Annotated in this window: 12 protein-coding genes; 4 read left to right on the plus strand and 8 right to left on the minus strand. The window is 70.4% G+C overall.

Annotated features, from left to right (window positions below):
- Nucleotides 1-2 precede the first annotated feature (2 nt).
- Nucleotides 3-2,861, plus strand: a complete 2,859-nt coding sequence (locus AB0D74_RS18450) for an AAA family ATPase (protein WP_362587287.1) — start codon at nt 3-5, stop codon at nt 2,859-2,861.
- Between the two features lie 20 nt (nt 2,862-2,881).
- Here the strand turns inward: AB0D74_RS18450 and AB0D74_RS18455 are convergent, their stop codons facing one another.
- The 8 genes from AB0D74_RS18455 to AB0D74_RS18490 all read right to left on the minus strand — a co-directional run bounded on the left by AB0D74_RS18455 (nt 2,882) and on the right by AB0D74_RS18490 (nt 10,894).
- The gene (locus AB0D74_RS18455) at nt 2,882-3,370 is read right to left on the minus strand and encodes a DUF1003 domain-containing protein (protein ID WP_362587290.1); all 489 of its coding nucleotides are present in this window, start codon (nt 3,368-3,370) and stop codon (nt 2,882-2,884) included.
- A 131-nt stretch (nt 3,371-3,501) separates the two neighbouring features.
- Nucleotides 3,502-4,707: an acyl-CoA dehydrogenase family protein gene (locus AB0D74_RS18460; protein ID WP_362587293.1), complete on the minus strand. Its 1,206-nt coding sequence runs from the start codon at nt 4,705-4,707 to the stop codon at nt 3,502-3,504.
- 1 nt (nt 4,708) lies between these two features.
- On the minus strand, nt 4,709-5,347 hold the full coding sequence (locus tag AB0D74_RS18465; RefSeq protein WP_362587296.1) for an HAD family phosphatase: 639 nt from the start codon (nt 5,345-5,347) through the stop codon (nt 4,709-4,711).
- An 87-nt stretch (nt 5,348-5,434) separates the two neighbouring features.
- Nucleotides 5,435-7,039 (minus strand): cytochrome b N-terminal domain-containing protein, encoded by a 1,605-nt coding sequence (locus AB0D74_RS18470; RefSeq protein WP_362587299.1) that lies wholly within the window; start codon nt 7,037-7,039, stop codon nt 5,435-5,437.
- A gap of 273 nt (nt 7,040-7,312) precedes the next feature.
- On the minus strand, nt 7,313-7,603 hold the full coding sequence (locus AB0D74_RS18475) for a WhiB family transcriptional regulator (RefSeq protein ID WP_362587302.1): 291 nt from the start codon (nt 7,601-7,603) through the stop codon (nt 7,313-7,315).
- 40 nt (nt 7,604-7,643) lie between these two features.
- Complete coding sequence (locus AB0D74_RS18480; RefSeq protein WP_362587305.1) at nt 7,644-9,344, minus strand: FAD-binding oxidoreductase; 1,701 nt, start codon at nt 9,342-9,344, stop codon at nt 7,644-7,646.
- Complete coding sequence (locus AB0D74_RS18485) at nt 9,341-10,063, minus strand: lysophospholipid acyltransferase family protein (RefSeq protein ID WP_362587307.1); 723 nt, start codon at nt 10,061-10,063, stop codon at nt 9,341-9,343. The genes AB0D74_RS18480 and AB0D74_RS18485 overlap by 4 nt, the downstream gene beginning before the upstream one ends.
- A gap of 39 nt (nt 10,064-10,102) precedes the next feature.
- Nucleotides 10,103-10,894, minus strand: a complete 792-nt coding sequence (locus tag AB0D74_RS18490; protein ID WP_362587310.1) for an SDR family oxidoreductase — start codon at nt 10,892-10,894, stop codon at nt 10,103-10,105.
- Nucleotides 10,895-11,183: 289 nt separating this feature from the next.
- Between AB0D74_RS18490 and AB0D74_RS18495 the strand changes: the two genes are divergently transcribed.
- The 3 genes from AB0D74_RS18495 to AB0D74_RS18505 are packed head-to-tail and all read left to right on the plus strand — an operon-like array spanning nt 11,184 to nt 15,117.
- Complete coding sequence (locus AB0D74_RS18495) at nt 11,184-12,011, plus strand: hypothetical protein (protein ID WP_362587313.1); 828 nt, start codon at nt 11,184-11,186, stop codon at nt 12,009-12,011.
- Entirely contained in the window at nt 12,008-14,323 is a 2,316-nt protein-coding gene (locus AB0D74_RS18500; protein WP_362587316.1) for an SDR family oxidoreductase, read from the plus strand. The genes AB0D74_RS18495 and AB0D74_RS18500 overlap by 4 nt, the downstream gene beginning before the upstream one ends.
- Nucleotides 14,323-15,117 (plus strand): ferritin-like domain-containing protein, encoded by a 795-nt coding sequence (locus tag AB0D74_RS18505; protein ID WP_362587319.1) that lies wholly within the window; start codon nt 14,323-14,325, stop codon nt 15,115-15,117. The genes AB0D74_RS18500 and AB0D74_RS18505 overlap by 1 nt, the downstream gene beginning before the upstream one ends.
- The last annotated feature ends 147 nt before the right edge of the window (nt 15,118-15,264 follow it).

The following is a 15,264-nucleotide window of genomic DNA, read 5'->3' on the forward strand; positions in this document are numbered from 1 at the left end:
CCATGCGCAGCACAGACCCCACGGGACACCTGGACCCCGGGCGCGGGAACCAGGCCGGGACGGGGCTGCGCCTCAGGGGACGGGACCGTGAGATGGCGGCCGTCCGCGAGGCCCTGGTGGCGGTGCGTGGCGGACGGGGTGCCTGCGTCGTCGTGGAAGGCGCGCCCGGCGTCGGCAAGAGCCGGCTTCTCGCGGAGCTGGACGGGCGCGCGCGGCGGTGCGGGTTCGACGTGGTCTCCGTACGGGCCGACGAGTTCGACCAGTACGCGGCGGGAGCCGCCCTGCAGTCCGTCCTGAAGGCCTACGACGGTTCCTCCCGGGCCGCCGCGGGCCGGGACGACCAGCGGCTCCGGCTGCTGGACAGCATCGCGGACGCGCTGGAGGACCGGGCTCAGCGCGCGCCGGTGCTCGTGCTCGTGGACGACGCGCAGTGGTCGGATCCGGCCACGCTCTTCGCGCTGCGCACGCTCCCCGGACGACTGGCCACCTCGCGGATCCTGTGGGTGCTGGCGGTACGGTCGGAGGCCGAGCGCCCGACCGTGGCCAGGGTGCGGGAGGACCTCGAACACCTGGGCGCCCGATGGCTGAGCCTCGGCCCGCTGCCCCAGCGGGAACTGGAGCACATCGCGGCCGACGTGCTCGGGGCGGAACCCTCGCCCGGTCTGGCCCGGATGCTGCGGGGCGTCGCCGGCAATCCGTTCCTCGCGATCGAACTGGTGCGCTCTTTTTCCGGCTCGGATGCCGCCGAAGCGGAGGCGGGCACGGCGGACCGCCTGTACCGCGACATCCCCGTCGCCTTCCGGCACAGTGTCGCCGCACGTCTTCAGCAGCTCCCGGAGGACGCCGTACGCCTCCTGCAGATCGGCTCCGTCCTGGGCCGCGAATTCGACTTCGGCACGGCCGCCCGCATGCTCGGCAGGCAGGTCGGGAGCCTGCTGTCCGGCGTGGAAGCCGCCCTGAACAGCGGTCTGCTCTCGGCGGACGGCCCGCGACTCGCCTTCCGCCATGACCTCCTGCGCCAGGCCGTCCACGAGGACCTGCTGCCGGCCGTACGGACCGCGCTGCACCGGGAGGCCGCCGAGAGCCTGCGCGCCACCGGGGCACGGTCGGCGGAAGTGGCCTGGCACGTCGTCATGGCGGGCGGCCCGGTCGACGACGACGCCGTGACCACGCTGCACACCGCCGTACGGGAACTGTCGTCCACGGCCCCCGACGCCGCCGCGGACCTGGCCCAGCGGATCGCCGGCCTGCTGCCTCCGCGCGACCGGCGCCGCGTCGGTCTGCTGACCGACGCCGCCGAGTACCTCGGCCGGACCCGCCGGGTCCACGAGGCGCTCGATCTGGTCGACGCGACCCTGTCGGACGGCCTTGATCCGCTGCAGGAGGCCAACCTGCGCCTGGTGGCCGCCGAAACACACCAGGCCACGGGTGACGACGCCGCCGCCATGACCCACCTGCGGCGGGCCCTGGACCTCCCCGGGCTGCCGTCCGACCTGCGGGTGCTCCTGCTGAAGACCCAGGCGACGGGCCACGTGTACCTCGGGAACATCACCGCTGCCGAGCAGACGGACACCGGCCTGGTCGCGGCCTCCTACCGGAGCCACGATCCGGCCGTCGTCGTCAGCGTCATGGTGTTCCAGTCGCAGACGTTCTTCTACCGCGGCCGTCTGACCCGGGCGCTGGAGCTCGCCGAGGCCGCCACCGCCCGCGCCTCCGCCGAGCCCACCGCGCCCTACCTGCGGCCCCCGCGCATTCCGGCGCTGTGGCTGGCCACGGTACTGACCAGCACCGACCGGCTCGCGGACACCGAGCGGGTGCTGCGGGAGGGCCAGCGCGAAGCGGAGGCGCTCGGCCTCGGCTGGTCCCTTCCGCACTGGCATGCCCGCCGTGCCTGCGCCCTGCTCGAACAGGGTGCGCTGGACGACGCGGCCGTGGAGGCCGAGGCCGGTCTGGCGGTGGCGGACGAACTCGAGATCACCCAGCCGAATCCGCAGGCCCACGCGGTGCTGGCGCTGGTGGACATCAGGCGCGGTGACCTCGCCGGGGCGAGGGACCAGCTCCGCGCGGCCGAAGCCGGCTCCGGCACGACGGCGCAGCGGTACGCCCTGTGGGTGTCGCTCGCGCGCGCCTGCCTGGCGGACGCGGAGGGCAGGGACGCGGCGGCGGCAGCAGCGCTCACGGGCCGTTTCGAGGACGGTGAGCCGACGCGGCTGCTCGTCCTTCCGCCGTCCCACTGGCCCTCGATCGTGCGTATCGCGCTGCGGGGCGGGGAGCCGTCGGTCGCGCAGGCCGTGTCCGGCGTGCTGCGCACGCTGACCGCCCGGGACGACAGCCAGGAGATCATCGGGGCCGTCCGAGCCCATGTGGACGGCCTGCTCCACGGCGACCCCCGGGCACTCGCCTCCGCCGTCGACGGCTACCGGAGCACCGGCAGGCGTCTGGCTCTGGCCGCGGCGTGCGAGGACCTCGGCGAGCTCCTGGCCGCCGCAGCCGAGACGGCGCAGGCGATCCCGTACCTCGAAGAAGCCGGTGAGCTGGCGTCGGCGTCGGGTGCCCTGGGCGACCAGGAACGGATCGAGCGGCGGCTACGGCAACTCGGGGTGCGCGCGGGCACGGGCGGCCCGGGTCCCGACACGATCGGTCACCCGGAATGGGGCAGCCTGACCGAATCGGAGCGGAAGCTGATTCCGCTCGTCGTGGACGGACTCACCAACCGGGCCATCGCGGACCGGCTCTACGTGTCCGTGCACACCGTCAACACGCACATGAGGCACATCTTCACCAAGCTGGGTATCAACACCCGTGTCGAACTGACCCGGTTGGCCGTCGAACGCGGTGATGTCACGGACGGGGCCGGGTGATTCGCCGGGAGGCGACGCGTTCACAGAGCCTCCGGAGCCACCGGTCGAACCCCGGACTCCGGGTCCATCGCTCGCCTGCTCTGCCGGACGATCTCCTGGACGTGCCCCTCGACGTCCTCCGGATCCAGGCCGAGTGCCATGCCCATGTGCACGGCCCAGACCTCTGCGCGCACATTGGTCTCGAAAACCAGATCGGCCCGGACGTTCTCCCTCGCGGCCTGCCGATTCTGGCTCACCATCACGAACGTGGAGAGGAAGATGGCCTCCAGACTCACGATCATGGTCAGGAGCCCGAAGGGGTAGGGGTCGAAGACCGCCGCCGGGCCGAACAGGCCGAGATTGAGGGCGATCCACACCGCGAACCAGACGGCATGGACGTAGCCGAAGCCCATCGTGCCCGCGAACGCGGTGATCCCGTCCGCGAGCCGCTCCTGCGACGTGCGCATCCTGGCGAACACCAGCCGCTCGTGGCGGGAGCGGGGGCCGTGGCCCCGGCTGCCGTCGGTCATTCCCACTCGCTTCCTCACGCCGCCGCGCACCCCACCGGCTCCGGCTCCAGCCGGCGAGGCATCCGGAGTGCGCCGTGCTGCCGGCCCCGCAAGGGGCGTTGCAGGGCCCTGGTTCACTGCCGCCTCACGACTCACACGAAGGCGCTCTGCCCGGTGATGGACTTGCCCACGATCAGGGTCTGCATCTGGCGGGTTCCCTCGTAGGAGTAGAGGGCCTCGGCGTCGGCGAAGAACCGTGCGATGTCGTAGTCGAGGACGATGCCGTTGCCGCCGAAGATCTCGCGGCTCGACGCGACGACCTCCCGCATCCGGGAGGTGGTGAACCCCTTCGCCAGCGCCGAGTGGTCATCGCGGAAGATCCCCTCGTCCTGCAGCCGCGCGAGCTGCACCAGCATGCCCCATGAGGCCGTGATGTCGCCCAGGCTCTTCACCAGCAGGTCCTGCACCATCTGGAACCCGGCGATCGGCCGGCCGAACTGCCGACGCTCCCTGGCGTAGGCGAGCGCGAGTTCATAGGCGCCGATCATGACGCCCAGAGCCTGCCAGGCGACTCCGCTGCGGGTGAAGCGCAGGATCTCCGCGACGTCCCGGAAGGAGCTGATGTTCTGAAGTCGGTTCGCCTCCGGCACACGTACACCGGTCAGGGTGATCTCGGCGTTCTGGACGATCCGCAGCGCGGTCTTGCCCTCGATCTTCACCGGCACGAAGCCGGGGGTCCCCTTCTCGACGACGAACCCCTTGACCTGGTTGTCGTCGACGTCCCGGGCCCACACCACGACGTGGTCGGCGAAGGTCGCGTTGCCTATCCACCTCTTCGCACCGTTGAGGACCCAGGTGTCGCCCTGCCGCTCGGCGGTGGTGCGCATGCCACCGGAGACGTCGGAGCCGCCCAGCGGTTCGGTCAGGGCGAAGGCGCCGATCTTCTCCATCGAGGCCATGGCGGGCAGCCACCTCGCGCGCTGCTCCTGGTCGCCGCCGGTGTGGATGGAGTAGAAGCTGAGCCCGTTGTGGACGCCGAAGAAGGTGGCGACCGAGGCGTCGACGCGGCTCATCTCCATCGCGAGCATGCCGGTGAGCAGATGACTGGCGGCAGGCAGGTGCTCCCCGTACCCCTCGTAGGACAGCGCGGTGAGCCCGCTGCCGCGGAACTTCCCGATCAGCTCCGCGGGGAACTCGCCCTTGTCCCAGTACGTGTTGACCATCGGCTTGACCTCGTCGCGCAGGAACGCCCGGGCCTTGAGAAGTATCTTCCGTTCGTCGTCCCGGAGCAGCGTCTCGTAGCGGTAGAAGTCGGCGTCCAGCAGGTCGGACGGCGGTGCAAGGGGAGTGGTGGTCATGTCAGTTCTCCTTCTGAGGGATTCCAGGGACGACGACGCCCAGCAGTTGCTCCAGCCGCGTGCTGGAGTGCTCGACGCTGCGGTGCAGGACGGTGGCCATGCCCAGGGCCTCGGCGGGCGGCAGGTTCTCCGCGTTGTCGTCGACGAAGACGCACGCGTCGCCGGGCACTTCGAGCATCTTGAGGATGAGCTCGTACATGGCCGGCTCCGGTTTGCGCATTCCGTGCTGCGCGGAGAGGAGCACCGCGTCGAAGGACGCATGGATGTCGAAGCCCCGGTACATGTTCCACGGCGCCAGGCCCATGCTGTTGGACAGCAGACCGGCCCTCAGCCCTGCGGCGCGGACCTGGGCCACCACCGACGTCATGGACTCGTCGAGGCGGGTGTCGGCGAAGATCCGGCCCAGCAGGTCGGTGCCGTCGATGCCCAGCGCCCGGCCCAGGCGACGGTTCCAGGCGTACTGGGTGGCCCTGCCGCGTTCGAGGTCGTGCGTGAGCTCCACCATCGCCGGATCCCGGTACCAGGTCTTCTCCACCGCTCCTTCGGGAAGGCCTTCACGCACTTCGAAGCCACGCACCGCATCGTCGAACGACGTCGTGAGCACACCGCCGAAGTCGACTATGAGACATGTTCTCGGCACGGTCTTTCGAACCTCTCTCGTGGACCGTCTGGTTGGCTGATGTCGCCGGACGGGTGTCGTGCGACGTGGATCCTGGCCGGGTCCGACTCAGCGCAGGTGTTCGTCGGTGAGCTCGCGGTACTCGTGTGCGGTCGGCTTGGGGATCTGCGAGCCTTCGCCGTAGAGAGCGCGGCTGAGACCGACACGCAGGCGCCCGGCAAGGCCGGTGCCCGTGCCCGGTCCCGGCGCGATCGGCGTGTACTGCTCGTGCTGGGTGAGCAGATGGAGTTCCCCCTGCCCGAGAGGTGCGTGCACCTCGACGAACTCGCCGTGCGGCAACCGCTTGATGACACCGGTCTCGCGGCCGTGCAGCACCTTGTCGCGATCCGCGCGCTGCAGACCGAGGGCCCACCGCTTCGCCACGGCATAGGCCGCGGGCGGCACGACGAAGAGACCGATACGGACCGCCCATGTCACCGATTCGACCGAGACATGGAACCGGGTGGCGATGATGTCGTTCGCGGCGCCGACGAGTGACAGCAGATAGAAGCTGATCCAGGCGACCCCGAGTGCCGTCCGCACCGGGCGGTTGCGCGGCCTGTCCAGGAGATGCTGCTCGCGGTCGTCCCCCGTCACCCAGGACTCGATGAACGGATAGGCGCCCATGGCCAGGAAGAGGCCGACGCCCACCAGCAGCGGAATCAGGTTGTCCAGGGCCAGGGTGTGGCCCCAGAGGGCGATCTCCCAGCCGGGCATGACGCGCAGCAGTCCGTCGGCCACGCCCATGTACCAGTCGGGCTGGGATCCGGCCGAGACCTGGTCGACGCGGTAGGGGCCGTACAGCCAGACGGGATTGATCTGCGCGACTGCGGCGGCGGCGAAGACGGCGCCGGCGACCAGTGAGAAGAGGCCCGCGGATTTCACGGCCCGCACCTTCAGCGGTGGGCCCACGACGTTCGTGTTGCTCCGCCCCGGGCCCGGATACTGCGTGTGCTTGTGGTGGAGCAGCAGGATCAGGTGGGCGAGGAGCAGTCCCACCATGACGGCGGGGATGATCAGGACATGGATGGTGTTGAAGCGCGCCACCAGTTCGGTGCCCGGGAACTCGCCTCCGAAGAGAAACATCGAAAGGTAGGTTCCGACGACGGGTATGGAGAGGATCGTCCCGTTCACGACGGCGAGCCCGGTTCCGGAGAGAAGGTCGTCCGGGAGGTCGTATCCGGTCAGGCCTCCGAACATTCCGAGGACCAGCAGGAGGAACCCGAACAGCCACTGGAATTCGCGGGGCTTGCGGAAGGCGCCGGTGAAGAACACCCGCAGCATGTGGACGAGCATGGCCCCGATGAACACCAGGGCGGCCCAGTGATGGGCCTGCCGGATCAGCAGGCCGCCCCGGACGTCGAAGGAGATGTGCAGGGTCGAGTCGAACGCCTCCGACACCGGCTGCCCGCGCAGCGGCAGGTAACTGCCGTTGTACTGCACCACTTTCATCGACGGATGGAAGTACAGGCTCAGATAGATCCCGGTCACGATGATCACGATGAAGCTGTAGAGGCAGATCTCGCCCAGCAGAAAGGACCAGTGGTCCGGGAAGGCCCTGCGCATCCTGGCCCGGATCCGACCGTACGGGCCCAGGCGCCCGTTCGCCCAGCGGGCGATCCTCTCCCCACCGCCTCCTTCGCCCACTTCTTTTTCCTGACTCTGATCATCCATGCCCTGCGACCATTCCTCATCCGGTCCGAAAAGGACGCTCCCGGCCTTTTCGGATTCCATGTCTCCTGGCTTGCCGTCATGGACCTGTCTCGATACCGGGCAGGAACGGAACATCGCGGGCAGAATCGAGACATCAGCCTCTCCGGCGCACTCCGCACGGCCCGGAAGTCCTGCCGGGCGGCACCGACCCGGGTCCATGACTGCTTCCACCCGTATGACCGGACAGGAGGCATGGATGTGACACGCATGGCGGCAGGACCGGACGCGGCGCTGTCAGGCCGCCCTTGTGGCCGTCCCGCCGGGCCCCTGCACCGCACGCCCCCTCATCAGGCGGCGTTCGCTCTCCGTCGTTCCACCCCAGACGCCTTCCACCGGCCCGAACTCCATGGCCCAGCCGAGACACTGCTCCAGGACCGGGCAGCGGCGGCAGACGGCCTTGGCGTCGTCGATCTGCACGTGCGTCAGGGTGCCGCTACCGGGAGGGAAGAACAGTTCGGGGTCGACGCGCAGGCAGGCTCCCCGCTCGCGCCAGTACGTCGCGTGTTCGCTGTGTTCCGCAGCCATGACACACTCCAGGATTCGTCGCTCGCACGGACCGGCGCGCTCAGACCACGATCTTGCGCGGGTTGAAGTTGCCGCCCGGGTCGGTGGCTTCGAAGAGGCCCGACATGATCGCCACCCCCTGCGTCGAGATGTCCTCCTCCAGCCAGGGCGCGTGCTCCAGGCCCACCCCGTGGTGGTGCGAGAGCGTGCCGCCGGCGTCGACGAACGCCTGCTGGATCGCGCGCTTGACGGTGTCGTACTCGCCCAGCGGGTCGGCACCGAACACGAAGGCGAAAGTGAAGTAGAGACATGCACCCGAGTGGTACGAGTGCGACAGGTGCGACATCGTCCAGCCCTGGTGGCCGATCTTCTCGTAGGCCCGGTCGGCCGCCTCGTAGACCGCGGCGTGGATGCCGCGGAGCTTCGCCCAGGGACCGGCCGTCTCGCTCACGTCGCCTGCGACACCGCGGTCCAGCAGGAAGTCGCGGATGTACGGTGTGTCGAACTTCTTCTGGTCGTACAGCACCCCGGGTCCCTTGCCGACGCCGAAGCCGTGGTGCCTGCGCACGATCCGGTCGACGAGCGACTTCTGCCGCCTTGTGTGCGCCCCGCCGCCCTCGAAGCCGATGAAGGAGAGACACATCTCGTCGAGGTTCCAGCCTCGCATCCTGAGATACGCCATGAGACCGGCCTGTGCCGTCTTCTGAACCCCCGTCGACTCCTTGCTCGTCGCCAGGGAGAAGGCCGTCTCGTGCGCGTCCGAGATGCGGGTGACCGAGGGCGAGGCGTCGCTCTCGGCGATCTCCTGCATGGCGGCGAGGCCGTGGTCGAGGTTCTTGAAGAAGTAGGCGTGGATGGCACGCTTCTCGGGGAGCCGGTGCACTTGCACCGTGACCTCGGTGACGACGCCGAGCCGCCCCTCCGAGCCCACCACCATCTCCCGCACGCTCGGTCCGGTCGACGCGCTCGGAACCGCACGGACCACGAGGATCCCGCCGGCCCGCACGACACGCAGACCCTTGACGATGTCCGCGATGTCGCCGTACTTGTCCGACTGCATGCCGGACGACCGCGTGGCGACCCACCCGCCCAGCGTCGAGTGGGTGAACGAGTCGGGGAAGTGCCCCATCGTCCAGCCGGAGCCGTTCAGTTGAGCTTCCAGATCGGGGCCCAGCGCCCCGGCCTGGATGCGCGCGAGGCCGGAGTCGGCGTCGATCTCCAGCACCTGGTTCAGGCGGCCGAGGTCCAGTGAGACGATCACCCGGGTCTCGTCCGGGTGCGGTTCGAGGCTGCCGGCGATGTTGCTGCCGCCGCCGAAGGGGATGAGCACGGCGTCCGCCTCGACGGCCGCGGCGACGACGCGTCGCACCTCGGCCTCGTCGGCCGGATAGACGATCACATCGGGAGTGCGCGCGATCGCGCCGCCCCGGACGCGGACCAGGTCGCGCAGGCTCTTGCCGTACGTGTGGACGACCCGGGACAGGTCGTCGACGGCGGTGTTTCCGGCCCCGACGATGCCGCTCAGCGCCGCGAGGAACTCCTCCGGTGCCGTCGAGGCCGGCACCTTCAGCCGCGCGAAGTCGGGCCGTTCGGCGCGCTCGCCCGCCCGGAGATCGAGACCGATGGCCTTGCGTACGAACGGCGCGAAACCAGGTTTGTCCTCGTGGTGGAAACCGACGCCTTCCACGCCCCAGCCCCACCACTTCATGTGTTTCACCTCGCCGGTGCGCAGCGCGTCGGTGCGGTTGGTGGGCTCGGTCACGAACGGTCTCCTTCAGGTGTGCGGCGTGAGGTGGTACCCACGCCGAGGACGCGGTCCGAGTTCTCCTCGGCCAGGGCGACGATCGCCGAGCGGATGCGTTCGGTGAACTCGCTCCGCAACTCCCCGGGAAAGGCGGTGAGAGGTTCACCGAAGACGACCCCGACCGGCAGGCGGCCCGGTTTGGGCCAGTTGGATCCGCGAGGATGCGCCGCGTGCGCGCCGATGACCGCGACGGGGACCACCGGCACCTCGGCCGACGACGCGAGTGCCGCCGCCCCCGGCTTGAACGCCCCGAGGGATCCGTCGCGCGAGCGGGTGCCCTCGGGAAAGATGAGGAGCGGCACACCCCGGTCGAGCAGGGCCCTGGCGCTCACTCCGCGCGCCTTCACCCCGGTGCGGTCGACCGGGAAGGCGTTGAAGAAGAGCGCCGTGAGTCCGCGCCGCTGCCACACGTCGAAGAAGTAGTCGGCGGCGGCACCCACCGCGAGGTAGCGCGCCAGCCGGCGCGGCAGCGCACCCATGATGAGGGGTGTGTCGAGGTGCGAGGTGTGATTGGCGACGACGACATACGCGTCCTCGACCTTCGCCAGGTGCTCGCGCCCGAGGACCGTGACACTGGTCACGCTCCATACGACGGGCTTCAACAGCCCCCGCTGCGCGACGAACCGTGCCGCAGCGTGGGAGCGTGAGGTGAAACGGTCGCGTATCGCCGCGGCCATGCGCTTCCTTCCCGTGCGGGACCGCCCGCACTGGTTCGTTCAGTGAGTGGGACTGTCGTTGCGGCTGGACGAGATCCGCCGCGAGATCCACCGCACGGTGTGACGTGGAAGACGGCGTGCGAACCAGATGAGCAGCCGGTACCGGAAGGTCGGCACGGAGATCACCCGTCCGCGGCGCACGTCGCGCAGACTCGTCTCGATGAGCCGCCGGGCGTCGAGCCAGAGGAAGCCGGGAATGCCCGACGACCGTATTCCGGCCCGCGTGTGGAACTCCGTGCGGACCCAGCCGGGGCACAGTGCCGTCACGGTGACGCCCGTCCCGCGGAGCTCGTTCGCCAGTCCCTCCGTGAGCGAGGTCACGAAGGCCTTGACGGCCGAATAGCTCCCCAGGGTGACGAACCCGGCCGTACTGGAGACATTGACGATCGCACCGTGACCGCGCTCGCGCATGGCCCGCCCGGCGGCGCCGGCGAGCACCAGCACCGCGCGGCCCATGACCTCGATCGCCCGGTCGTGCGGAGCGGTGTCGGCCGAGGTCAGCGGTGCGTGCACGCCGAAACCGGCGTTGTTCACGAGCATGTCCACCGGACGTGCGGGGTCCGTCAGCCGGGCGGCGACACGCTCGACGTCGGCACGGTCGGACAGGTCGGCGGGCAGCACCTCGACGGCACGGCCCCGGGATGCGAGCTCGACCGCCATCCGGTCCAGCCGCTCCCTGTCCCGCGCCACCAGGACGAGGTCCCATCCGCGGTCCGCCAGAGTGCGCGCGAACGCCGCTCCGATACCTGACGAGGCACCGGTGACCAGTGCGACCCGGGTACGGCTCAGCACGGTCTCATGTGCCGTCCGCTCGGCACCCGGGTTCCCGCTCGTAGTTGTCGCGTGGGGCGCATGTCCCACCTTTCGTCTCTCGGGTCGTTCCGTAAGACCGGACACCCATGCGCCGTGTGACACGACCGGGTCGCCCGGCCCGGCGAAGCCCCGCCGGTCTGCTCCGGATCGCCGGTCATGTGTCACACATGCGCCGGTCGACCGGTCTCAGGTGACGGCCCCGACGGCTCTTCGCACGCTTCGGGGCCTTCGCAGAGTCACCCCCGCTCCCGCCCGAGAAGGTCCGTGCATGAACTCAGACAGCGAGACGGCGACCGCGCCGCCCGAGACAGCGGGCTTCGACGTGCGTGAGTTCGCCCGTACGGCACACGGCAACCACCGCGCGACGCTCGATCTACGGCCGCTCGCCGAAGAGCCGCTCGACGCCGAGTCCCTCCGACTCGTCCGCGCCCTGCGCGACATGGAACGCGCGACCCTGCACCGGGTGCGCGACCTCCTCGTCACGGCGACACACAAGGACGCCCGGGTCACCGCCTTCCTCACCACATGGATGTTCGAGAGGTTCTGGATCGCCGACGCCCTCGACGCCGTCCTGGACGTCTCTCCCGCCACCGGCGATCTCCCGCCGAGCGCCGGTCCGGCACGGTGGGCGCCGGCGGAACGCCGTGAGCGCCGTGGCCCGGTCGCCCGCTCCCTCGTCGCCGGCATCACCGGTACGCAGATCGTCGCCGAGCACATGACGACGGGCCTGGTGGACGAATGGATCACGCAGGCGGCCTACCGGCGACTGGCCGGTGCGTCCCCCGCCATGGCGTCGATCATCAATCCCGTGGTGGAGATCAAGCACCGCCACAGCCGCTTCCTCGCCGAGGAGGCGGAGCGGCGACTGCGGCGGTCGGCCCGCGCCCGGCGCCTCACCCGCCGCGCCCTCCGGCGCACCGCCTGGCCGCTCGGTTCGGTCGACAGGTCCGAGCACGAGCGCACCTTCTTCGAACGCCAGGTCTTCGGCGACCGGCGCGGACGGGCCGAGGCACACCGCATCCGCGCGCGGGTCGCCGCGCTCCCCGGCATCCGTCCCCGTGTCGCATCCATCGTGGAATCGAGGCTCCTTCCGTGACATCGCACAGCGCGAAGACCGAACTCGGCAACGTGCACGTCCTGCTGACCGGCGCCACCGGCTTCGTCGGGCAGGCCGTGCTGGAGCGGCTGCTCGCCGATCACCCCACCACCCACATCTGGCTCCTGGTGCGCGGGAAGGGCAGCCAGAGCGGGCAGCACCGGCTCCGGCAGTTGCTGCGCAAGCCCGTGTTCGCGCGCTGGCGGGACGCGGTGGGCGCCGACGACGCCGAGCGCATCGTCCGTGAGCGGGTCACGGTGCTCGACGGCAGCATGACCAGCGTCCCCGAGCTGCCCTCCCGCCTCGACCTCGTCATCCACTCGGCGTCGACCGTCTCCTTCGACCCGCCCATCCACGAGGCGTTCGACACCAACGTCAACGGCGCCGTGAGCCTCTACGAGGCCCTCCTCGCGTCCGGATCCGACCCGCACGTCGTCCATGTGTCGACCTGCTACGTCGGGGGCCTGCGCCGCGGTGTGGTGCCCGAGGCCAAGCTCGAACACGACGCCGACTGGCGCACCGAGTGGACCCTGGCGGCCCAGGCCCACGAGCGCACCGAACTCACCTCGCGGGAACCGGCGGTGCTCGAACCGTTCATGGCCCGCGCCCGCGGCGACCACGGCAAGGAGGGCCCGGTCGCGGCGGCCCGCGCCAGCGAGAACGCACGGCGCGCGTGGGTGCGGTCCCAGCTCGTCGCCGCCGGCCGGCGGCGCGCGCAGAGCCTCGGCTGGACCGACGTCTACACGCTGACCAAGGCACTCGCCGAACGCGCCGCGGAAGACCTCTGGGGTGAGGCCGGACACCGGCTCTCGGTGGTCCGGCCCGCGATCATCGAGAGCGCCCTCCAGCACCCGTTCCCCGGCTGGATCGACGGATTCAAGGTCGCCGATCCGCTGATCTTCGCCTACGGCCGCGGCCAGCTCCCGGACTTCCCCGGCCTGCCCGACTCGATCCTCGACGTCATCCCCGTCGACTTCGTCGTCAACGCCATCCTGGCGGTGGCGGCCAACCCGGCCCCCGTCGACGAGCCGAAGTACTTCCACATCGCCTCGGGCGCGTCGAATCCGCTGCCCTTCCACCGCATGTACGAGAACGTGCGCGACTACTACACCCGGCACCCGGTGGCCAAGGACGACGGCTTCGTCAGGGTGCCCGCCTGGAAGTTCTCGGGCGAGCGCCGGTTCCACCGCGGCCTGATGCTGGCCAGGAAGAAGGCCGACCTGCGGGACGCAGCCCTGCGGCTGCTGCCGAACGACGAGCGCAGGCGTGCCCTCGCGGCCGAGAACGCCAGGCTGCGCGCCGGCATCGCCACCCTCGGCAACTTCATCGACCTCTACCGCGCCTACGCGCAGACCGAGATCGTCTTCGACGACCGCAACACCCGCGCGCTGAACGACGCCCTTCCCGCCGAGGTGCGCGAGGACCGCGGCTTCGACGTGGAGCGGATCGACTGGGAGGAGTACCTGCAGAAGGTCCACCTGCCCGCTCTCGATGAGCTGACAGCCGCCCACCGTCGCCGCAAGGCCGCGGCCGGCCGCCGGGCCGGCGCCCGGCCGAAACGCGAACTGCCCCGCCGCAGCGACGTCGTCGCCGTCTTCGACCTCGAACGGACCGTCGTCGACTCCAACATCGTCGAGCAGTACCTCTGGGTGCGCACCACGGGCTTCCGCAAGGCCGCCTGGCCGAAGGAGGCGGCGGACCTGCTCGCCTCGCTGCCCGGCTACCTCCGCGCCGAGCGGCGGGACCGCGGCGAGTTCATCCGCGCCTTCCTGCGCCGCTACCGCGGCATGCCCATCGCCCGCCTGGAGGACGTGGTCGGGCGCGGCTACGCCGACACGATGCTGCGGCACACGAGCGCGGACGCCGTGGCGCGCATCCGCGAGCACCGGGCGGCAGGCCACCGCACCGTCCTGGTCACCGGTTCCATCGGCCTGCTCGCCGCTCCGCTCGCCGACCTGTTCGACGAGGTCGTCGGAAGTTCCATGCACGTCAGGGACGGTGTGCTCACCGGCTACCTCGCCAAGCCGCCGCTCGTCGACGAGGCGCGGGCCGCCTGGCTCCAGCGGTACGCGGAGGAGGGCGGCTACGACCTCGCGGCCTCCTACGGCTACGGCGACAGCCACGCCGACCTGCCCTGGCTGTCGCTGCTGGGCAGGCCCTCGGCGATCAACCCGGACGCCGAACTGACACGCGAGGCGCACAGGAGGAACTGGGACATCCACCGCTGGAAGAGCGGCGGTTCGGGGGTGCGCCGCGACGTCATGGCGGCACGGGCGACGGATCCGGCCCACACGCACGAGACGAGCGACTGATGGCTTTCGACATAGACAAGTACACGAAGAACTCCACCGGCGTGCAGTGGGCCGACCTCGACTTCGACGAGTTCGAGCGCAACCCGCTGCCCGAGGAGACGCTGCGCACGCTGCGCTACATGTGCGACATCGAGTACCACACGGTCTGCTACCTGCGAGATCTGCTGACGACCCCGTCCCACGACGAGCCCGCGGTGGGCGCGTTCATGACGATGTGGAACCGCGAGGAGTTCTGGCACGGCGAGGCGCTCGCGGCCGTACTGGAGCGCCACGGCCTCCGCGTCGACTTCGACGAGCTCAAGGCGACCCGGCTGAAGCTCGGCTGGAGGGACCGCCTGGGGACGGTGAAGCAGACGGTGATCGGCCGGCTGGTCGGACCCGACTTCGTCGCCGTGCACATGGCATGGGGCGCGGCGAACGAGTGGTCGGCGACAGCCGCCTACCACCGGCTCGCCGCGCTGGAGACCCACCCGGTGCTGGTGCCACTGCTGCGGCGGATCGCGCAGCAGGAGACGAAGCACGTCGCGTTCTACGCCTCGCAGGCGCGGGACCGGCTCGCGGCGAGCAAGAAGGCCCGCGTGATCGCCCGGCTGGCGCTCGAAAAGGCCTGGGGCCCGGTCGGTTCCGGCATCATGTCCGACGCGGAGGTCACGCACGTCATGACCCACCTCTTCGCCGGCTCCGACGGCCGCAAACTCGTCCGCGACATCGACTCCCACATCGCGAAGCTGCCGGGCATGGATGGCCTGCACATAGTCGAGGACGCCATGGACAGACGCGGCATCGCTTCCTGACGCCGGTACCACAGCGGCACCGGACCGAGCGCCACGTCCTTGGTCCCGTGCCGCCGCTGTGGCGCGGGACACCGGGCACACCGTCCCGGCCGACCGGCCATCCCGGGCCGCCGAGGCGGCAGTTCGGCGCCGCGTTCTCGTGGGTGT

The organism is Streptomyces sp. NPDC048278 (assembly GCF_040652195.1).
Classification (GTDB): domain Bacteria; phylum Actinomycetota; class Actinomycetes; order Streptomycetales; family Streptomycetaceae; genus Streptomyces.

Bases quoted from the DNA above. Each gene is read 5' to 3' on its own strand.
- AB0D74_RS18450 (WP_362587287.1), top strand. From the start codon at position 3: ATGCGCAGCACAGACCCCACGGGACACCTGGACCCCGGGCGCGGGAAC.
- AB0D74_RS18455 (WP_362587290.1), bottom strand. From the start codon at position 3,370: ATGACCGACGGCAGCCGGGGCCACGGCCCCCGCTCCCGCCACGAGCGG.
- AB0D74_RS18460 (WP_362587293.1), bottom strand. From the start codon at position 4,707: ATGACCACCACTCCCCTTGCACCGCCGTCCGACCTGCTGGACGCCGAC.
- AB0D74_RS18470 (WP_362587299.1), bottom strand. From the start codon at position 7,039: ATGGATGATCAGAGTCAGGAAAAAGAAGTGGGCGAAGGAGGCGGTGGG.
- AB0D74_RS18475 (WP_362587302.1), bottom strand. From the start codon at position 7,603: ATGGCTGCGGAACACAGCGAACACGCGACGTACTGGCGCGAGCGGGGA.
- AB0D74_RS18485 (WP_362587307.1), bottom strand. From the start codon at position 10,063: ATGGCCGCGGCGATACGCGACCGTTTCACCTCACGCTCCCACGCTGCG.
- AB0D74_RS18495 (WP_362587313.1), top strand. From the start codon at position 11,184: ATGAACTCAGACAGCGAGACGGCGACCGCGCCGCCCGAGACAGCGGGC.
- AB0D74_RS18505 (WP_362587319.1), top strand. From the start codon at position 14,323: ATGGCTTTCGACATAGACAAGTACACGAAGAACTCCACCGGCGTGCAG.